Origin of the sequence: Methylobacterium sp. SyP6R, assembly GCF_019216885.1 — a bacterium.
In the GTDB taxonomy this organism is placed as follows: domain Bacteria; phylum Pseudomonadota; class Alphaproteobacteria; order Rhizobiales; family Beijerinckiaceae; genus Methylobacterium.
In genome coordinates this window covers 4,748,222-4,767,490 of the sequence record NZ_JAAQRC020000001.1, presented here as the reverse complement: position 1 = coordinate 4,767,490, position 19,269 = coordinate 4,748,222, and the positions used below count along the sequence as shown (strand labels likewise).

The following is a 19,269-nucleotide window of genomic DNA, read 5'->3' as shown; positions in this document are numbered from 1 at the left end:
TTACAGATCGTCTCGCTCTTGCGGGAGGCCGTCATGAAGATCGCACAGCATGTCGTCTGGTATGCTGTCGATCACGCTGAGGATGGCAGAGAGATTGTCAGGGCGCTCGGAAGGGATGTTCTGGCCGACCTGCTGGCAGTTTCTGGGTTCGATCTTGTCATGATGAGGCGCCGGCCGCGAGCAGACAGGCTGGTCCTCGCTCATTTTAGTCACGGTGCGAGCCATTGCGCCGCCTCCCAACTCGCGACCTTACCGAGCGCTCCCCGCCACGGCACCATCGCCTCATCGACCAGAAAACCACGAGACATAGGCCTCGGCTTCCGTACAATCCCCCCGTCCGGCGCGAAGACCGGACGGGAGGAGACGAGTGATGAACCGACGTGACGTCCTCGCGGGCGCCGCTGCGCTCACCGCGACCACGGTCGCAGCCAGGGCCGACCGGCTGCCCCTCGGCGACCTGCCGGGCACCCGCTATCCCGACCCGCGGGTCGAGGCCCTGGACAAGCGCTTCCGCTACAAGGTCGGCAACGCCGCCATCGAGCGCATCGCCACCGGATTCCGCTGGGCCGAAGGCCCGGTCTATTTCCGTGACGGCGGCTACCTCCTGTGGAGCGACATTCCCAACAACCGGATCATGCGCTGGCTCGAGAACGGCCATGTCAGCGTCTACCGGGCGAATTCCAACTACTCGAACGGCAACACCCGCGACCGCCAGGGCCGGCTCATCACCTGCGAGCACGACACCCGCCGGGTCACCCGCACCGAGCCCGACGGCACGATCACGGTGCTGATCGACAAATTCGACGGCAAGCCGCTCAACGCCCCCAACGACGCGGTGGTGGCCTCCGACAACGCGGTCTGGTTCACCGATCCGGGCTACGGCATCGACGGGTTCTACGAGGGCCACAAGGCCAAGGCGGAACTGCCGACCCGGGTCTACCGCCTCGATCCCGCGACCGGCCAGGCCAAGGTCGCGGCCGAGGGCATCGACCGGCCGAACGGGCTCGCCTTCTCGCCCGACGAAAAGATCCTCTACGTCGTCGATTCCGGCGCCACCCATGGCGGGCGGGCCAACATCCGCGCCTTCAACGTGGACGGCGACAAGCTCACCGGCGACCGGGTCTTCGCGGAAGGGTTTGCGCCGGGCTTCACCGACGGGGTGCGCACCGACGTCGACGGCAACGTCTGGTGCTCGATGGGCTGGGCCGACCCGAAGGAGGACGGGGTGCGCTGCTACGCGCCGTCCGGCGACCTGATCGGCAAGATCCACCTGCCGGAGACCTGCGCCAATTTGTGCTTCGGCGGGCCGAAGAAGAATCGACTGTTCATGGCCGCGAGCACGTCGATCTACGCGGTGTATGTCGAGACGCAAGGGGCGATGGTGCCGTAAGACTACGCCTTCTGCACAGGCAAGACGGCCGCCGCGCATGAACCCTCCCCCCTCTGCGGGGGAGGGTGGCCCCCGGAGGGGGCCGGGAGAGGGGACGCCGTTTCCGGATCGAACTGAACCGTTCTGACGGGCGCCATACCCAGTCCCGTCGCGCCGCCCCTCTCCCGCCCCACTCCGTGGGGCACCCTCCCCCGCAGAGGGGGGAGGGTTGGGCGTCGGCGCTGCCGGAGTCCATCCTCGATCGGTAGCTAGAAATTCACCCGATCCCCGCCCTTCAGCGCAAGAATCTCGCGCGCGTCGTCCGGCGTCGCCACGTCGAGCCCAAGGCCCTCGATGATCTGGCGCGCCTTCAGGACCTGCTGGGCGTTCGACTCGGCCATCTTACCCGCTCCGATCCACAGCGAATCCTCCAGGCCCACCCGGACGTTGCCGCCGAGCGCGATCGCCTGGGCGGCGATGGTCATCTGGTTGCGGCCCGCCCCGAGCACCGACCAGCGGTAATCGTCGCCGAACAGCCGGTCGGCGGTGCGCTTCATGTGTTGCACGTCCTCCGGATGCTGGCCAATGCCGCCGAGGATGCCGAACACGCTCTGCACGAAGAAGGGCGGCTTGATCACCCCGCGATCGGCGAAATGGGAGAGTGTGTAGAGATGGCCGATATCGTAGCACTCGACCTCGAACCGGGTGCCGTTCTCGGCGCAGGTGGTCAGGATGTGCTCGATGTCGGCAAACGTATTCTTGAAGATCCGGTCGCGCGAGCCCTCCAGATAGGGCTGCTCCCAGTCGTGCTGGAAGGTCTTGAACCGCGACAGCATCGGATAGAGGCCGAAATTCATCGACCCCATGTTGAGCGAGGCGACCTCCGGCTTGAAATGGGCTGCCGGTCCGAGGCGCTCGTCGATGCCCATGGTCGGGGCGCCGCCGGTGGTGAGGTTCACCACGCAGTTCGAGCGCTGCTTGATCACCTTCAGGAACGGCTCGAAGGCCTCCGGCGACTGGTCGGGCTTGCCTGTCTTCGGATCGCGGGCATGCAGGTGGACGATCGCGGCGCCGGCCTCCGCCGCGCCGATCGCGGCCTTGGCGATCTCGTCGGGGGTCACCGGCAGGTGCGGCGACATCGAGGGAGTGTGGATCGCCCCGGTGACGGCGCAGGTGATGACGACTTTTCTCTTGGCCATGGGAATGTCCTCCTGGATTATCTAGGATTGGGCGCGCTTGTGCGCCATCAGCGCCGCGAGGCGCGCGTCGCGCCGGCGGCTGCGCTCGGGCGGCGGGGCGGGATCGGGGCCGCCATCCCAGGCGGCGACGATGCGGGCGGTGCTCTCGGGCGACCAGACCGAGGCGGGGGCCGGATCGGCGGCGAGGCGGCTGTAGAAGCCGCCGTAGCGGGCGGCGTAATCGGCCACGCCCCCCGGCGCGTTGAGGTCGATGGTGGCGAAGGGCCCGAGGAACGACCAGCGGAGCCCCAAGCCCTCGGCCACCGTCTTGTCGAGATCGGCCGGGCTCACCACGCCCTCGGCGACGAGGCGGAAGGCTTCCGACAGCAGGGCGCCTTGCAGGCGGTTGAGCACGAAGCCCTCGACCTCGCGATTCACGATCACCGGTGCCTGGCCGGCCGCCTCGTAGAGGGCGCGTGCCCGCTCCACCACCACCGGATCGGTCCAGGGCGCGCCACACAATTCCACCACCGGCACGAGGTGGGGCGGGTTGACCGGGTGGCCGACGAGGCAGCGGGCCCGCCCCGCGAGCCCTTCGGTGAACAGCGAGGCGACGATGGCCGAGGTCGAGGAGGCGAGGATCGTGTCCGGCCCGCACAAGGCGTCGAGCTCGGAGAACAGCGCGCGCTTGGCCTCCACCGTCTCGGGGCCGTTCTCCTGCACCAGATCGGCGCCGGCCACCGCCTCGGCGAGGGTCGGGCAGGTCCGGATCCGGGCGAGGATCGCCGGGATATCCGTCACGAGGCCGTGGGTCTCGAGCTGGCGCAGGGCCTCCGCGATGTGGCCGGGGGCGGCATCGAGCGCCTCGTTGTGGATGTCGGTCAGGCGGACGGCGAACCCGGACCGGGCGAAGACCACGGCCCAGGACCGGCCGATCAGCCCGGCCCCGACGATTGCGACGGTCGGCATCTTTGGCGAATCTCCCCCGGAATGGATCATATCGAAGAACTCACAGCCACAGCACCTGCCGGCGCAAGGCCAGGTCGTCGCGCAGCGCCTTCGACGGGCCGGCATGCATCACCCGGCCGCGCTCCAGGGCCACGGTGCGGTCGGACAGGGCGAGCGCAAGGTCGAGGTTGTGGTCGACGATGACGATCGAGACCTCGCGGCGAAGGGCGTCGAAGGTCTCGAACAGGCTCTCGACCACCGCCGGGGCCAGACCCTCGAACGGCTCGTCGAGGAGCAGCACCCGCACGTCGCCCGACAGCGCGCGGGCCACCGCCACCATCTGCTGCTCGCCGCCCGACAGGTAGTCGGCGGGCGTCTTCCAGCGCTCGCGCAGGCGCGGGAAGTAGGACAGCACCCGCTCCTCGTCCCAGTGCACGCCGTTGCCGGTGCGGCGCTTGAGCCGGCCGAGTTCCAGGTTCTCGGCGACGCTCATCCCGGCGAAGAGCCCGCGCCCCTGCGGCACGTAGCCGATGCCGGCCCGCGCGATCGCCGCCGCCGAGCGGCCGTCGAGGAGGTCGGCCCCGAGCTTGATATGTCCGGCGGCGTGGGGGGCGAGCCCCGTGATGGTCTTGAGGCAGGTCGACTTGCCGGCGCCGTTGCGGCCGAGGAGCGCCACGATCTCGTGGGTCTGCACGTCGAAGGTGACGCCCGACAGGATGTGGCTCTTGCCATAGAAAGTATCGACGTTCTCGAGCGCGAGCAGGACCTGCGGTTCGGCGGCACTCGGGCGGGGGCGGGCCGCCATCGCGGCGGTGCCCGAGCCGATATAGACCTCCTGCACCTTGGGGCTGGTGCGGGCATCCTCGACCGTGCCGTCGACCAGCACCGTGCCCTCGTTCATCACGGTCACGGCGTCGGCGATCTGGAACACCCGGTCGATGTCGTGCTCGACCATCAGGACCGGCACCTCGGTCGAGACCCGCTTGATGATGTCGCCGATGCGGGTGCGCTCGGCGGCCGCCAGGCCCGCCAGCGGCTCGTCGAGGAGCAGCATCCGGGGCTTGGTCGCCAGCGCCACCCCCATGTCGAGGAGGCGCTGGCCGCCATAGGACAGCGAGCCGGCCTCCGCCCGCTCCAGCCCGGCGAGGCCGAGCCAGCGCAGGATCTCGGCGGTCTCGGCGGCCGCTTCCCGGTCGGCACGGGCGTCGCGCCACGGGTTGAACCGGCCGGGGCGCCGCCCCTGCACGGCGAGCCGGATGTTGTCCGCGACGGTGAGGGCCGGAAAGAGGTTGGTGATCTGGAACGAGCGGCCGATGCCGGCCTCGCAGATCCGCTCCGGGGCGAAGCCGGCGATCGACCGGTCGGCGAGGGTGACCGTGCCGGTCTCGGGCTTGTACATCCCGGAGATCAGGTTGAAGGCGGTGGTCTTGCCCGCACCATTGGGGCCGATCAGGGCGTGCAGCGTCCGGTCTCGCACCGCGATGGTGACGCCGTCCACCGCCTTCAGCCCGCCGAAGCGCTTGGCGATGCCGCGGGCCGCCAGGATCACCCCGTCGATCGCGCCGTCCGGCCGCAGGAAGGCGGGCAGGTTCTCAGGAAGCCCGGCCTTGCGGCCCGCCATGGCGGCGTCCTCGGTCGCGGGCGGGCGCACCATCCGGTACACGCGCCGGCCGATGCCGACGAGCCCGTCGGGCGAGAACAGGATGAAGCCGACGAACAGGAGGCCGAACCAGAACAGCCAGTCGGCGGTCCAGATCGACAGCATCTCTCGAAACAGGATGAAGAACAGGGCCCCGATCGCGGGCCCGGCAAAGCCCCGCATCCCGCCGATCACCACCATGGCGAGCAATTCGCCCGAGAAGGCGGTGCCCAGCGGCTCGGCCGAGGCGAAGCGGTGGGTGAAGACGCTGAGCACACCGGCCAGACCCGTCACGGTGGCCGAGACCGTGAAGGCGAGGAGCTTGTAGCGTTGGGTCGGGTAGCCGAGGAAGCGGGCGCGCTGCTCGTTCTCGCGGATCGCCTCCAGCACCGTGCCCACCGGCGAGCGGCGGAACCGCGCCAGCCCGAACGCGACCGCGAAGGCGGCGACGGCCACCAACCCGTACCAGGTCCAGGCCGCGTCGAGATCGAGACCGAGGAAGCGCGTGCGCTCGACGCCGCCATAGCCGCTCTCGCCGCCGGTGAGCGCCGTCCAGCGGAAGGCCACGGTGAAGGAGAGCGCCGAGAGGGCCAGCGTCAGGAGCGAGAAGTAGACGCCGCGCCGGCGCAGGATCAGCAGGCCGAGGAGCAGGGCCGCCACGGCCACGAAGGCGAGGGCGAACAGGATCGGCGGCAGCAGGGTGCCGGGAAAGAACGTCCGCTGGCCGATCGCCGCCGCGTAGGCGCCGAGCCCGAAGAAGGCGCCGTGGCCGAAGGAGACGAGGCCCGTCTGCCCGACCAGGATGTTGAGCCCCATGCAGGCCACCGCGAACACCACCACGTCGGTGGCCGAGGTGAGGGTGAGGCCCAGCGCCGACAGGCCGAACGGCAGGGCCACGAGGGCCACCGCGATGAGCGGCAGGGTGAATCTCTCGCTGCGGTCGGTCATGGTCGTCACTCGAACCGCAGGATGCGCTCGCCGAGCAGGCCGCGGGGCCGCACGAGCAGGATGACCGCCATCAGGGCGTAGATCGCCGCCTCGGCAAAGCCGGGATAGACCAGCACCATCAGGCCGCGGACGATGCCGACGATGAGGGCGGCGAGCACCACGCCCCAGAACGAGCCGAGCCCGCCGATCACCACCACCACGAAGGCGCCGGTGAGCACTTCGGCGCCCATCGCCGGGTGGACGCCGGAGATCGGCGCCAGCATCACGCCCGCGAGCGCCGCGAGGCCGACGCTCAAGCCCACCACGGTCGCCATGTAGGGTTTGAGCGAGATGCCGAGGGCCGCGACCATGTCGGGATTCTGGACCCCGGCCCGGACCACCCGCCCGAAGGTGGTGCGCTGGAGCAGGAACCAGACGCCCGCCACCGCCACGACCACCGCCGCCAGGATGGTGAGCCGGTAGCGCGACAGCACGAAATCGCCGACGAAGATCTGCCCGCGCAGGGCTTGCGGGATCGAATAGGGCAGGGGCGGCGCGCCGAAGATCATCCGCAGGGCCTGCTCGGCCACCATGGCGAGGCCGAAGGTGAGGAGCAGCGAGAGGATCGGGTCGGCGCGGTAGAAGCGGCGAAACAGGAACCGCTCGACCAGGAGGCCGATTGCCGCGACGAGGACCGGCGCGGCGACGAGGGAGCCGCCGAAGCCGAGAGCGGGCGAGAGCTGGATCGTCAGGTAGGCACCGATCGCGTAGAACGCGCCGTGGGCCAGGTTGACGATGCCGCCCAGGCTGAAGATCAGCGAGAGACCGAGCGCGATCAGGAGATAGATCGCGCCCAGGAACAGGCCGTTGACGACCTGCTCGACGGCGAGGGTGAGGAAGAGCACGGGGTTAGTTCCTGTCGAACATCTTTGCGTTCATGGGCGTACGCCACATGATTTCAGGATGAGGCGCGGGTTTCCCCTCTCCCCGCGGGCGGGGAGAGGGCCGTGTCGACGTTCAGGAGACGCGGCAAGCGGAGGCGAAGCCGAAGCGGGGGTGAGGGGGAGTTTCCGGAGGAGTCTCGTTCGTCGCGACCCCCTCACCCTCGGCTGACGCCTCGCTGCGCCCCCTGAACGGGGACACAGCCCTCTCCCCGCCCGCGGGGAGAGGGGAGATGCTCACCAGTCGCCGCTGTCATCGTGGAGAGAGGAGCGACTTCACGCAGGAAGCCGGATCCCTACCCCTCCATCCGGCACGCCGCCTCCTCCGCCGTCGGCGCCAGCACTTCCATGTCCTCGTTCGGGCTGGGAATCGCCGGGGTGGAGGTGAAGAGGTCCCACTTGTCCTTGACCTTGTCGGCCGGCAGCGCCGTGATCGCGTACATCTCGCTGATGAACTGGTGGTCGCGGGCGCGGAAATAGCCGGGGCGGGGCTTCTGCACGTCGAACTTCGCGCCGCCCTCCAGGTACGAGACCAGCTTCGGCCCCTCGGTCGAGCCCGTATCGGCCATCGCCTTGGCGACGATCTTGACTGCGTTGTAGTCGCCCCAGGCCTGGTTCTCCGGCGGCTTGCCGTATTTCTTGGTGAAGGCGGCGACGAAGGCCTTGGCCGAGGGCGTATCGACCTTGTGGTGCCACAGGCACGGCCAGGTACCGGCGAAGTTGCCGGGGCCGGCACCCCAGGCCAGCGCGGTGTCGAAGCCGAAGCCGGCGACCGGAAAGGGCAGGCCGTATTCGGCGTATTGCTTGAGGAAGTTGGTGATCTGGTTGCCGGCGAGGTTCGAGATCACGAGATCGGGCTTGGCTTGCCGGATCTTGATCAGGTAGGCCGAGAAATCGGTGGCGTCGGTCGGCACCAGCTCGTCGGCCGCGAAGGTGCCGCCCTGGCCCTGCATGAACCCCTTGGCGACCCGCAGGAGGTCGTGGCCGAAGGCGTAATCGGCGGTCAGCGAGTACCAGCGCTTGCCCTTGACCAAGCCCTGCTCGGTCAGGGAGCGGCCGACCGCCTTGACGTACATCGAGTTCGCGCCCTCGACGTGGAACATGTAGCGCTTGCAATCCTGCCCGCGCAACGCGTCCGAATTGGCGCCGGTATTGAGGAAGATCGTCTTGCCGCGCTGCGCCACCTGCCCGATGGCGAGTGCCGAGGCGGACGAAATCTCGCCGACGATCGCCGCGACCTTGTCGCGCTCGACGTAGCGCTCGGCCTTGCTCGACGCGGTCTGCGGGTTGACCGAGTCTTCCGTCAGGAGCTCGACCTTGCGGCCGCCGATGCCGCCGGCGGCGTTGATCTCCTCCGCGGCGAGCTGAGCCGCCATCACGGCGTATTCGCCGAGCGGCCCGAGGAAGCCGGTGCGCGGCGTGAGGTGGCCGATGCGGATGGCTTGCGCGCCCTGCGCCCGCACGAGGCCCGGCATCGCCAGCGCGGCGCCGGCCGCGAGGCCGCCCTGCACGAGGAAACGGCGAGAGAGGGGGTGGCGCTTGGGTGTGGAGCCCTGCGTCATGGTGCGTGTCCTGCCCGAGATCGCATCACGGTCGTTCGGGTTGCCGTGATCTGTGATCACACTTAGGCTGGCATCAAACGGCGCGCCTGTCGAGACGGTCCGACCGTCCGCCGCGCCGAACGGGGAAACGTGAGGGGGAGGTCCGTCGCTTGGAGAGGCGGGACTTGCATGCGCCTGGGCGCGGGCCGCCGGCAGGCAACCGGCAGGGGCCTGCGGGCGACCGGCCGGAGCCGGCGGGCGCGCTCGCGCGGATCACCCTCGGCACCCAGGTCTACGATGCCCTGCGCGATCTGCTGATCGCCGGCGGGCTGGCGCCCGGCGAGCGGCTGTCCCTGCGCACGGTCGCGGAGCGGCTCGGCACCTCGATGATGCCGGCGCGGGAGGCGGTGTCGCGCCTCGTCGCCGACGAGGCCCTGGAGGTGCTGCCCAACCGCGCGGTCCGGGTGCCGGTGATCACGCTGGACAAATTCCGCGAGCTGACCCGGGTGCGCATCGCCGTCGAGGGATTTGCGGCCGCCGAGGCCGCGCGGGCGGTGCGGCCCGGCGCCCTCGCGGAGATCCGGGAGCACGATGCGGTCTTCCGCCACGAGGTGCGGGCGCCCGAGCCCGACCTGGAGCGGGCGATGCGGGCCAACCGCGACCTGCATTTCGCGGTCTACGAGGCCGCCGGACTGCCCTCGCTGGTCGCGATCATCGAGGGCCTGTGGCTGCGCATCGGCCCGGTGCTCAACCTCGACATGCGCTCCTCGCCCCGCCGCCTCGCCGAGGGCGGGGCGCAGGCGCATCACGCCGCCCTGGTGGCGGCGCTGGCGGCCGGCGATGCCGAGGGCGCCCGCGCGGCGCTCGGCGCCGACATCGCCGGCAGCGCCGCCTTCATCGAGACGACGGGGCGGCTCGCCCCCTGAGAACCGGAGACAGATCATGGAGATGGGACTGAACGGCCTGAAGGTGCTGGTCACCGCGGGCGCCGGCGGCATCGGGCTCGAAGTGGCCGAGGCCTTCATCGAGGAGGGGGCGCGGGTCCATGTCTGCGACGTCGATCGTGACGCGCTGGCGGCCCTGCCGGCCGGGATCACCGGCACCTACGCCGACGTCGCCTCCCGCGACGACGTCGCCCGGCTGTTCGCGGAGGCGGACACGGCCCTCGGCGGGCTCGACTGCCTGGTCAACAATGCCGGCATCGCCGGGCCGACGGGGCGCGTCGAGGAGATCAACCCGGAGGACTGGGACCGCACCCTCGACATCTGCATCACCGGGCAGTTCAACTGCGTGCGCCTGGCGGTGCCGGCGTTGCGCAGGAGCGCCAACCCGTCGATCGTCAACCTGTCCTCGGCGGCGGGCCGCTTCGGCTTCCCGCTGCGCACGCCCTACGCGGCGGCGAAATGGGCGGTGATCGGCTTCACGAAGTCCTTGTCGCGGGAACTCGGGCCGGACGGCATCCGTGTGAACGCGGTGCTCCCCGGCATCGTCGCGGGCGACCGGCAGCGCCGGGTGCTGGAGGCCAAGGCGCAGCAGCGCGGCATCGGCTTCTCGGAGATGGAGCAGGCGGCTTTTTCGGCGGCCTCGATCAAGGACTACGTCACCGCCCGGCAACTGGCGGACCAGATTCTGTTCCTCGCCTCCGCGCGGGGCAAGACCATCTCCGGCCAGGCGCTGGCGGTGGACGGTGACCTGCAGATGCTCACGTGAGTGCGATCCCTCGAGATTCAAGACGGATCTGACACACTCCTCGTCATTCCGGGGCCGCGAAAGCGGAGCCCGGAATCCAGAACCGCGGATGGTTCGGAAGAAGGCGGATCGCGTTCCGTTTTATCTTTTACCAACTGAGTGTCTGGATTCCGGGCTCCGCTACGCGGCCCCGGAATGACGCGGTGGAGCACACCCGTCAGTGTCAGACTGGGCAATGTCGGCTCACGGCCACCACCGCGCCAGAAATCCCCCCACCGCCACGGCGAACACCGCCCACGGACCGACCACCAGCCAGATCGGGTGCGGCCCGTCCGTGTCCCTCGTCTTCACGTCGTCCAGGATCATCGCGGCCCCCGCCGATTCGTCGCGTGAGGCCAGAGAGCCCGGCGATTATGGTTGGACGGGGGAAGCTTGACCGGTGGGGCTTGCGTCAGGCTGGCTTGTCCTCGGGCGCCGGTGCGACCGCGCGGCGCGGGCGCGCGGCATCGACGGCGTAGAGCGCCAGCCCCGCCCAGATCAGCCCGAAGACGAGAGCCCGGGAGGGCGGCAGCTTTTCGCCGTAGACGAGCACGCTCAGGCCCAGCAGGCAGGACGGGGCGATGTATTGCATCAGGCCGATCGTCGAGAGCTTGAGCCGGGAAGCGGCGGCCGCGAACCACATCAGCGGCACCGCGGTGGTGACGCCGGTGAGCATCAGGAGCAGCCATTGCCCGGCGCCCTGGCCCGGCGGCGTCGGCGCGATCGCCAAGTAGGCCAGTGCCGCCGGCACGAGGGCGAAGGTCTCGGCGCCCAAGCCCAGGATGGGGTCGATCGGCACCAGCTTGCGGATCAGGCCGTAGATCGCGAAGCTGACGGCGAGCGTGAGCGCGATCCACGGCAGGGTCCCGGCCGCCACGACCGCCGCGACGACCCCGATGGCGGCGAGCGCCACAGCCGTGAGCTGGAGCGGGCGCAGGCGTTCGCGCAGGACCAGGGCGCCGAGCGCGACGTTGACCAGCGGGTTGATGAAATAGCCGAGGCTCGCATCCAGCATCCGCCCGTTCTGCACCGCCCACAGGTAGAGCGACCAGTTGGCCGCGATGACGAGGGCCGAGAGCAGCAGGAAGGCGTGCCGGCGCTGGAACGAGACGATCGGTCCCCGGCGCATCAGGCGCAAGGTCACGAGCAGCAGCGCGATGAACAGGCCCGACCAGACGATGCGATGGGCGAGGATGCCCCAGGCCGGCACCCCGTCGAGCAGGCGGAAATGGACCGGGACGACGAGGCCCCAGCTCAGGAAGGCGCCGAGCGCGTAGATCAGACCCACGGATGTTTCCCCCGGGCGACGCGCGCCCGCCCGGGTTGTGCCGCAGGGGCGGCACGCCCGCTACGGTCCGGGGCGGGGAGCGGTCACCCGCTCCGCGCGGGTCTCCCGCGAGGTTGGGCAACCGGAATTCAGGGGGCCAGGAACCGCTCCAGCACGGTCAACGTCGCCTGCGGGTTCTCCTCGGCGACGAAATGGCCGGAGGGCACGATCTCGAAGGTGGTGTCCTCCGGCGCGAAGGTGCCGGTCCAGGCCTGGCGCACCGGGTCGAGCCCGTCGCGGCCGACGAAGCGGTCTGCGACCAGCACCAGCACCGGCCCGGCGAGGCGGCGCCCCTCCGCGAGGTCGGCCTCGTCGGCGGCCCGGTCCGGGCCGGCCCCGGCGCGGTAATCCTCGCAACTCGCGTGGATGCGCTCGGGCACGTTCCAGCTCTGGCGGTAGAGGTCGAGGGCGCCGGGGGAGAAGGCGTCGAGGGTGCCGGAGCCGGTCCAGATCCGCAGCAGGTCCTCGTAATAGGGAATCGGCGCCTGGCCGATCTCCTGCTCGGGGATCGGCGCCGGCTGCGCCAGGAAGCGCCAATGCGGGTAGGCCTCGGGCTCCCGGTCCATCTTCTGCCACTGGGAGATCGTCGGCAGGATGTCGAGGAGGGCGAGGCGCTCGATCCGGCCCGGCTCGTCGAGGGCGAGGCGGTAGCCGACCCGGGCGCCGCGGTCGTGGCCGACCAGCCCGAAGCGGACATGGCCCAGCCGCTCCATCACGGCGACCACCTCCCGGCCCATCTGCCGCTTCGAATAGGCCTCGTGCGCCGCATCGCCCTTGGGCGCCGCCGACCAGCCGTAGCCCTTGAGGTCGAGGCAGATCACCCGGTGGTTGCGGGCGAGCGAAGGCGCGATCCGGTGCCAGCAGGCATGGGTCTGGGGAAAGCCGTGCAGCAGCACCAGGGGTGGTGCGTCCGCAGGCCCGCCGGCCCGGGCGAAGAAGCGCCCGCCGGGTGTCTCGATCCAGTGCGACGTGAAGCCGGGAAACAGGTCGGCGGGCATCGGGCGCTCCCCAAGGGTCTCTCACCCCAAGAGTCTCTCAGTTGGACCCCCAGGGTAACGCACGAAGTAAGGCTCAGGTCTCCCGCGCCACCGCGCGCCAGCCGATGTCGCGGCGGCAGAAGCCTTCAGGCCAGTCGATCCGGTCGAGGGCGGCATAGGCACGTCCTTGTGCCTCGCGCACGTCGCGGCCGAGCGCCGTCACCGCCAGCACCCGGCCGCCGTCGGCCACCAGCCGCTCGCCGTCGCGCCTGGTGCCGGCCTGGAACACCAGGGCGCCGGCGGCTTCCGCCTCGGCGAGCCCGCGGATTTCCGAGCCCTTGGCGACGGTCCCGGGATAGCCGGGCGCGGCCATGATGACGGTCAGCGCGACCTCTGTCCGCCACTCGGGCTCGATGCCCGACAGGTCGCCCGAGGCGGCGGCGGTGAGCAGCGGCACCAGGTCCGAGGCGAGGCGCGGCATCAGCACCTCGCATTCGGGATCGCCGAAGCGGGTGTTGTACTCGATCAGCATCGGGCCGTCGGCCGTCAGCATCAGCCCGGCATAGAGGATGCCCGAGAACGGCGTGCCCCGCGCCCGCATGCCGTCGAGGGTCGGGCGGATGATCCGCTCCATCACCTCCGCCTCAAGATCCGGCGTGAGGACGGGAGCGGGGGAATAGGCGCCCATGCCGCCGGTATTCGGGCCCTGGTCGCCGTCATGGACGCGCTTGTGGTCCTGGGCGGTGCCGAGCAGCACGGCGCGGGTGCCGTCGCAGAGGGCGAACAGGCTCGCCTCCTCGCCGACCATGCACTCCTCGATCACCACCTCGGCCCCGGCGGCCCCCATCCCACCGCCCAGCATGGTCTCCACGGCGGCTTCGGCCTCGCTCAGGGTCTCGGCCACCACCACGCCCTTGCCGGCGGCGAGACCGTCGGCCTTGACGACGACCGGGATGCGGCCGGCGCGCAGGTGGGCGAGCGCCGGCTCGACCGCACGGAAGCGCGCGAAGCTGGCGGTCGGGATCGAGAACTCCCGGCAGAGTTCCTTGGTGAAGGCCTTCGAGCCTTCGAGCTGGGCCGCCGCGGCGTTCGGCCCGAAGGCCCTGATGCCGGCCTCCGAGAGCGCGTCGACCAGCCCCGCCACGAGCGGCGCCTCGGGGCCGACCACCACGAAATCGACGCCCTCCTGCCGGCAGGCGGCGATCACCGCGTCATGGTCGGTGACGTCGAGGGCGAGGTTGGTGCCATGCGCCGCGGTGCCGGGATTGCCCGGCGCGATCAGCAGGCGCCGGCAGAGCGGGCTCTGGGCCAGCTTCCAGGCCAGCGCATGCTCGCGCCCGCCGGAGCCGATCAGCAGGAGGGTGAGGGGGTGCTGGTCGCGCATCGCCGGTTCCGACAAGAATCCTGACATCTCGCGCGACGTTTAGGGAAGGCGGCTCCTGCCGGCAACCGGACTGATGCGCGGGGGTCACGCGCCCGCTCAAGCGGCCGCGCGGCCTTCCGCGGCTGTCCTGAAGGCGGTAGCTTCGCGCCCGATGTCCGCTTCCGCCTTCTCCGCCCCGATCGCCAACGTGCCCGAATGGTCGGTCACCGAACTGGCGACCGCCCTCAAGCGCACCCTCGAGGATGCGTTCGGGCATGTGCGCCTCAAGGGCGAGATCTCGGGCTATCGCGGCCCGCACGGCTCCGGCCACGCCTATTTCAGCCTCAAGGATGGCGGCGCCAAGATCGACGCCGTGATCTGGAAGGGCACGATGCTGCGGCTGCGCCACAAGCCCAAGGAGGGGCTGGAGGTCGTGGTCACCGGGCGGATCACGACCTATCCGGGCAAGTCCGCCTACCAGATCGTGGTCGATTCGCTCGAACCCGCCGGGGCCGGCGCCTGGATGGCGCTCCTGGAGGAGCGCCGCCGGCTGCTGGCCGCCGAAGGCCTGTTCGACGCCGCGCGCAAGCGGCCGGTGCCCTACCTGCCCACGGTCGTCGGCGTCGTCACCTCGCCGACCGGCGCGGTGATCCGCGACATCCTGCATCGGCTCGCCGACCGGTTCCCGCGCCCCGTCCTGGTCTGGCCGGTGCGGGTCCAGGGGGAGGGCGCGGCGGAAGAGATCGCGGCGGCGATCCACGGCTTCAACGCGCTGGAGCCCGGCGGCGCGATCCCGCGGCCGGACGTGCTGATCGTCGCCCGCGGCGGCGGCTCGATCGAGGATCTGTGGTGCTTCAACGAGGAGATCGTGGTGCGGGCCGCCGCCGCCAGCACGATCCCGCTGATCTCCGCCGTCGGGCACGAGACCGACGTCACGCTGATCGACCACGCCGCCGACCGGCGCGCCCCGACCCCGACCGGCGCCGCCGAGATGGCGGTGCCGGTGCTCCACGACTTGCTGGCCGACCTCGACTCCCTGAGCCGGCGCCATGCCGGCGCGCTGATCCGTCTCGTCGACCAGCGCCGGGGCGAGTTGCGCGGGCTCGCCCGCGCGCTGCCGGGCCCGGAGGCGCTGCTGGCCCAGAAGCGCCAGCGCCTGGACCTCGCGGAAGCCCGCCTGGCGCCGGCGCTCGCCGCCAATGCGCGGGACGCGCAAGGCCGCCTCAACCGGGCGCTCCAGGGCCTTGCCCGCAATCCACCGTCCTTGCGCCTCGCCCGGGCTCGCGAGCGCCTGGCGGCGATCGACCATCGCCCGCGCCACGCCCTGGAGCGGGTGCTGGCGGTGCAGGGCGAGCGGCTGAACGGGGTGGCGCGTCGGCTGGACCGGGCGCCGGCCCAGGGCCTCGAACGCCTCGCGGGCCGCCTGTCGCGGGCGACCGCCCTGTTCTCCAGCCTCAACTACCGCTCGGTGCTGGCCCGCGGCTACGCGCTGGTGCTCGACGGCTCCGGCCGGCCGGTCGGCGCGGCGGAGGCGGCGCGGGCGGCCGGGCAGGTGACAGTGGAGTTCGCCGACGGGCGCGTCGCCGCCACGATCGACGGCGCGGCTCCGCCCGAGACCCCGCCGTCTCCGGCGCGACCGGCCCCGCGCCGGGCGGCCCGGCGCAAGGAGAGCGGGACCGACGCGAAAAAGGCGCCCGAGGCGGGCGCCTTGCAGGGATCGCTGTTCGAGAGGTGAGGCGGCGGGCCGTAGGGCTGTCCGGCGACAGGAAATGCCGCGGGCTTCCCCTCTCCCCGCGGGCGGGGAGAGGGCTGCTGACCCCTTGTCGGGTCAGCAGCGAGCCCGAAGGGCGAGGGTGAGGGGGTATTTCCGGACGAGTCTCATCCGGAAACACCCCCTCACCCTCGCTCCGGCTGCGCCTCCGCTTGCCGACTACACGACAAGGTGTAGTCGGCCCTCTCCCCGCCCGCGGGGAGAGGCGAAGCCCGCGCCATTTCCTGTCGCCGGACAGCTCTGCGCCGCCCGGGCATGGTGGCGGCCCATTGTCAGGGGTATTCGCCACGATGGCGGCGAACACCCCTATCGCATCACCCCAGGAAGCCGATCGAGATCCACGGCACCAGGATCACCACCACGAGGCCGACCAGCAGGGCGGTCATGTAGCCGATGATCGGCTTGATGCCGGCATCGGGGTGGATCCGGCTGATCGCGCAGGCCGCGTAGTACCCGACCCCGAACGGCGGCGCGAACAGGCCGACGCCCATCGCCAGGATCACCACCATCGCGTAGTGCACCTCGTGCACGCCGACCTGGCGGGCGATCGGGAATAGCAGCGGGCCGAACAGCACGATCGCCGGGATGCCCTCCAGCACCGAGCCGAGGATCACGAAGGCCACCGCCGACACGACCAGGAAGCCGAGCGCGCCGCCGGGCAGGCTCTTCATCATCACGGCGAGGCTCTGCGAGAAGCCCGATTGGGTCAGCGCCCAGGCCATGCCGGTCGCCGCCCCGATGATCAGCAGGATTGCCCCCGACAGGGAGGCGGTCGAGACCAGCATCGGGTAGACCCGGCGCCAGTCGAACTGGCGGTAGATCAGGAGGCCGGCGAGGATCGCGTAGACGATGCCGATGGTCGAGACTTCCGTGGCGGTCGCCACACCCTCCACCACCGCGGCGCGGATGACGAAGGGGAGCGCGATGGCCGGGAAGGCGATGACCAAGGACTTCAGGACCTCGCCCTTGGTGGCGCGCCGGACGTGGCTGAGATCCTCGCCCCGGTAGCGCCACCAGACCAGTGTGCACAGCGTGATGCCGAGCACCACGCCGGGCAGCAGGCCGCCGGTGAAGAGCGCGGTGATCGACACGCCGGTCACCGACCCGATGGTGATGAGCACCAGCGAGGGCGGGATGGTCTCGGTCTGTGCGCCGGTGGCGGCGAGCAGCGCCACGAGGTCGCCCTCCTTGGCGCCGCGCTTCTTCATCTCGGGAAACAGCACGGGGGCCACCGCCGCCATGTCGGCGGCCTTGGAGCCCGAAATCCCCGAGACGAGGTACATCGCGCCGACCAGCACGTAATGCAGGCCGCCGCGGACGTGGCCGAGCATGCTGGCGAGAAAACCCACCATGGCCTTGGCCATGCCGGTCATCTCGATCAGCAGGCCGAGGAACACGAAGAGCGGCACGGCCAGCAGGATGAGGTGGCTCATCCCCTCGTCCATGCGCCCGACCACCACCATGGCGGGGGCCCGGGTGGTGAGCATCAGGTAGCCGAAGGTGGCGAGCCCGAACGCGAAGGCGATCGGCACGCCGGTGAAGACGAGGGCGCCGACGCCGAGCACGAAGAAGATCAGCAGGTTCCAGTTGCCCAAGCCGCGCAGCAGCGGCTCGGCGAGCCAGAGCGCCGCGATGACGAGGGCCGTGACGGCCACCGCGCCGACCGCGTGGCGCCAGTCGGCGCATTCGATCAGGCGCAGGGCCGCGACCACCAGCATCAGGCCGAAGCCGACCGGCAGGGCGGCGGCGCGCCAGGCATTGGTGATCTCGAGCGCCGGCGTCTGGACGAAGACCTCCTCCGCCGCGAACTCGTAGGCCGGATGCAGCAGCATCAGCACGAAGGCGAGGCCGGCGGCGAGCGCCACCGCCTCCAGGAAGGCCTGGGTCTTCACCGAGGCCATGCTGACCAAAGCCGTCATCCGCATGTGCTCGGCGCGGCGGTAGGCCACCACCGAGCCGAGCATCGCCAGCCACAGGAACAGGATCGAGGCCAGTTCGTCCGACCACACGATCGGCGAGTGGAAGATGTAGCGGCTGACGACGCCGGCCAGCAGCACCACCACCTCGGCCACCACCAGGAGGGCGGCCGGGATCTCGATCAGCGGGCCGAGGGCGGTGTCGAGCGTGCGCGCCCAGGCGCGATTGGCGGAGGCCGCCGGCAAGGCCGGCGTCTCCGTCGCGATGTCGACATGCATCTCTCAGCCTCCCTCAGGCCAGTTTGCCGGAGACCGCCTCGAGGTGCTCCCAGGCCGCGTCGCCGTACTTGCTCTTCCAATCCTTGTAGAAGGTCGTGCGGCCGAGCGCATCGCGAAATTTCTGGCGGTCGACGTCGATGAAGGTGATTCCCTTCGATCCGAGGTCCTTCACCAGGGAGTCGTTGAGTTTGACGATGTCGGCGCGCTCGTCGTCGCCCGAGCGGTCGAGCTCACGGGTGACGAGGGCGCGCAGGTCCTCGGGCAGGCGCTGGACGGCCTTCTTGTTGCCGAGGATCCAGTAGCCGTCCCAGACGTGGCCGGTCAGGCTGCACGTCTTCTGCACCTCGTAGAGCCGGGTCGTGGCGATGATCGCCAGCGGGTTCTCCTGGCCCTCGAAGATCTTGGTCTGCAATGCCGAGTACAGCTCGTTGAAGTTGAGCGGCGCGGCGCCGGCGTCGAACGCCTTGAACAGCGAGGTCAGCATCGGCGACGGGGGTACGCGGATCTTGAAGCCCTTCAGGTCTTCCGGCGCCTTGATCTCGCGGGTCGAGGAGGTGATCTGGCGGAAGCCGTTGTCCCACACCTTGGACACGGTCTGGATCGGGGTCTTGGCGATCTGCTCGCGGATATACGTCCCGAGACCGCCGTCCATCGCCTTCCAGACGTCGTTGTAATCCTTGAATGCGAAGCCGGTATTCGGCAGAGCCGCGGCGGGCACGAAGGTCGAGAGGATCGAGGTCGAGAGGTTGAAGAACTCGACGCTGCCGTTGCGCACCTGCGACAGCAGGTCGGTGTCGGAGCCGAGCTGGTTGGCCGGGAACAGCTTGATGTCGAGCCGGCCGTTCGAGGCCTCGCGGATGCGGTTCAGCGCTTCCTGCGCGCGGATGTTGACCGGGTGGGTCGGGTCCTGGCCGGTGGCGAGCTTGTACTCGAACTCGGCGGCGCGGACCGGCCGGGTGAAGACCGTGGCCAGCGGGAAGGCGGCGGCACCGGCTAGCAGGGTACGGCGGGAGACGGTGTGGCTCATGGGGGTTTCCTCGGGGATAGGGGGGAACTGGGCCGGTTGGGCCGGCCTCTGGATGTGATGGTTGCGTCTACAGCTGTCGCTACAGGATTCCGAGTGAAGCGCGGGTGTTACCCTCTCCCCGCGGGCGGGGAGAGGCTTTCGCCCCCCTTGTCGGGGGCGAAAGAAGCGGAGGCATCGCCGGAGCGAGGGTGAGGGGGTGTTTCCGGAAGAGTCTCGTCCGGAGGCACCCCCTCACCGTCGGCTGCCGCCTCGCTTCGATGACGGCAAGGTCATCGAAGCCCTCTCCCCGCCCGCGGGGAGAGGGAATGCGCGCGACGCGCTGCGAAAAACATTGCAGC

The 19,269-nt window shown here is 70.4% G+C and carries 15 protein-coding genes; 4 read left to right on the top strand and 11 right to left on the bottom strand.

Annotation, left to right across the window (positions count from 1 at the left end):
* The gene (locus HBB12_RS21945; RefSeq protein WP_236991296.1) at window positions 1-225 is read right to left on the bottom strand and encodes a hypothetical protein; all 225 of its coding nucleotides are present in this window, start codon (window positions 223-225) and stop codon (window positions 1-3) included.
* A 145-nt stretch (window positions 226-370) separates the two neighbouring features.
* Between HBB12_RS21945 and HBB12_RS21940 the strand changes: the two genes are divergently transcribed.
* Window positions 371-1,390, top strand: coding sequence for an SMP-30/gluconolactonase/LRE family protein (locus tag HBB12_RS21940; RefSeq protein WP_236991295.1), 1,020 nt, complete (start codon window positions 371-373; stop codon window positions 1,388-1,390).
* A 248-nt stretch (window positions 1,391-1,638) separates the two neighbouring features.
* On the opposite strand, the gene kce is transcribed toward HBB12_RS21940, so the two are convergent.
* From kce to HBB12_RS21915, 5 genes are all read right to left on the bottom strand, one after another.
* A complete protein-coding gene (gene kce, locus HBB12_RS21935; protein WP_236991294.1) occupies window positions 1,639-2,568 on the bottom strand; it encodes a 3,5-dioxohexanoate:acetyl-CoA acetone transferase in 930 nt (309 codons plus the stop codon).
* Window positions 2,569-2,589: 21 nt separating this feature from the next.
* Complete coding sequence (locus HBB12_RS21930; RefSeq protein WP_236991293.1) at window positions 2,590-3,516, bottom strand: 3-hydroxyacyl-CoA dehydrogenase; 927 nt, start codon at window positions 3,514-3,516, stop codon at window positions 2,590-2,592.
* Between the two features lie 40 nt (window positions 3,517-3,556).
* Complete coding sequence (locus HBB12_RS21925) at window positions 3,557-6,082, bottom strand: branched-chain amino acid ABC transporter ATP-binding protein/permease (protein ID WP_236991292.1); 2,526 nt, start codon at window positions 6,080-6,082, stop codon at window positions 3,557-3,559.
* A 5-nt stretch (window positions 6,083-6,087) separates the two neighbouring features.
* Entirely contained in the window at window positions 6,088-6,966 is an 879-nt protein-coding gene (locus tag HBB12_RS21920) for a branched-chain amino acid ABC transporter permease (RefSeq protein WP_236991291.1), read from the bottom strand.
* Between the two features lie 332 nt (window positions 6,967-7,298).
* Entirely contained in the window at window positions 7,299-8,564 is a 1,266-nt protein-coding gene (locus HBB12_RS21915) for an ABC transporter substrate-binding protein (RefSeq protein WP_236991290.1), read from the bottom strand.
* 164 nt (window positions 8,565-8,728) lie between these two features.
* Here HBB12_RS21915 and HBB12_RS21910 point away from each other — a divergent pair, with 164 nt between their 5' ends.
* Both HBB12_RS21910 and HBB12_RS21905 read left to right on the top strand, forming a co-directional pair.
* Window positions 8,729-9,469 carry a GntR family transcriptional regulator gene (locus HBB12_RS21910; RefSeq protein WP_336886946.1) on the top strand — a complete coding sequence of 247 codons (741 nt, stop codon included), beginning with the start codon at window positions 8,729-8,731 and terminating at the stop codon, window positions 9,467-9,469.
* 16 nt (window positions 9,470-9,485) lie between these two features.
* A complete protein-coding gene (locus HBB12_RS21905; RefSeq protein ID WP_236991289.1) occupies window positions 9,486-10,253 on the top strand; it encodes an SDR family oxidoreductase in 768 nt (255 codons plus the stop codon).
* A gap of 430 nt (window positions 10,254-10,683) precedes the next feature.
* Here HBB12_RS21905 and rarD read toward each other — a convergent pair whose 3' ends face one another.
* The 3 genes from rarD to purD form a co-directional block, all read right to left on the bottom strand.
* Complete coding sequence (gene rarD, locus HBB12_RS21900) at window positions 10,684-11,559, bottom strand: EamA family transporter RarD (protein ID WP_236991288.1); 876 nt, start codon at window positions 11,557-11,559, stop codon at window positions 10,684-10,686.
* Between the two features lie 128 nt (window positions 11,560-11,687).
* Window positions 11,688-12,596: an alpha/beta fold hydrolase gene (locus tag HBB12_RS21895; protein ID WP_236991287.1), complete on the bottom strand. Its 909-nt coding sequence runs from the start codon at window positions 12,594-12,596 to the stop codon at window positions 11,688-11,690.
* Window positions 12,597-12,669: 73 nt separating this feature from the next.
* Entirely contained in the window at window positions 12,670-13,959 is a 1,290-nt protein-coding gene (purD, locus tag HBB12_RS21890) for a phosphoribosylamine--glycine ligase (protein ID WP_236991286.1), read from the bottom strand.
* Between the two features lie 151 nt (window positions 13,960-14,110).
* On the opposite strand from purD, the gene xseA reads away from it, so the two are divergent.
* Complete coding sequence (xseA, locus tag HBB12_RS21885; protein ID WP_236991285.1) at window positions 14,111-15,673, top strand: exodeoxyribonuclease VII large subunit; 1,563 nt, start codon at window positions 14,111-14,113, stop codon at window positions 15,671-15,673.
* Between the two features lie 350 nt (window positions 15,674-16,023).
* On the opposite strand, the gene HBB12_RS21880 is transcribed toward xseA, so the two are convergent.
* Window positions 16,024-17,904, bottom strand: coding sequence for a TRAP transporter large permease (locus HBB12_RS21880; protein WP_236991284.1), 1,881 nt, complete (start codon window positions 17,902-17,904; stop codon window positions 16,024-16,026).
* Between the two features lie 13 nt (window positions 17,905-17,917).
* On the bottom strand, window positions 17,918-18,931 hold the full coding sequence (locus HBB12_RS21875; protein WP_236991283.1) for a TRAP transporter substrate-binding protein: 1,014 nt from the start codon (window positions 18,929-18,931) through the stop codon (window positions 17,918-17,920).
* Window positions 18,932-19,269 lie beyond the last annotated feature (338 nt).

Bases quoted from the DNA above. Each gene is read 5' to 3' on its own strand.
- HBB12_RS21905 (WP_236991289.1), top strand. From the start codon at position 9,486: ATGGAGATGGGACTGAACGGCCTGAAGGTGCTGGTCACCGCGGGCGCC.
- HBB12_RS21875 (WP_236991283.1), bottom strand. From the start codon at position 18,931: ATGAGCCACACCGTCTCCCGCCGTACCCTGCTAGCCGGTGCCGCCGCC.
- purD (WP_236991286.1), bottom strand. From the start codon at position 13,959: ATGCGCGACCAGCACCCCCTCACCCTCCTGCTGATCGGCTCCGGCGGG.
- HBB12_RS21930 (WP_236991293.1), bottom strand. From the start codon at position 3,516: ATGCCGACCGTCGCAATCGTCGGGGCCGGGCTGATCGGCCGGTCCTGG.
- HBB12_RS21940 (WP_236991295.1), top strand. From the start codon at position 371: ATGAACCGACGTGACGTCCTCGCGGGCGCCGCTGCGCTCACCGCGACC.
- HBB12_RS21915 (WP_236991290.1), bottom strand. From the start codon at position 8,564: ATGACGCAGGGCTCCACACCCAAGCGCCACCCCCTCTCTCGCCGTTTC.
- HBB12_RS21880 (WP_236991284.1), bottom strand. From the start codon at position 17,904: ATGCATGTCGACATCGCGACGGAGACGCCGGCCTTGCCGGCGGCCTCC.
- kce (WP_236991294.1), bottom strand. From the start codon at position 2,568: ATGGCCAAGAGAAAAGTCGTCATCACCTGCGCCGTCACCGGGGCGATC.
- HBB12_RS21945 (WP_236991296.1), bottom strand. From the start codon at position 225: ATGGCTCGCACCGTGACTAAAATGAGCGAGGACCAGCCTGTCTGCTCG.
- HBB12_RS21895 (WP_236991287.1), bottom strand. From the start codon at position 12,596: ATGCCCGCCGACCTGTTTCCCGGCTTCACGTCGCACTGGATCGAGACA.
- HBB12_RS21925 (WP_236991292.1), bottom strand. From the start codon at position 6,082: ATGACCGACCGCAGCGAGAGATTCACCCTGCCGCTCATCGCGGTGGCC.
- xseA (WP_236991285.1), top strand. From the start codon at position 14,111: ATGTCCGCTTCCGCCTTCTCCGCCCCGATCGCCAACGTGCCCGAATGG.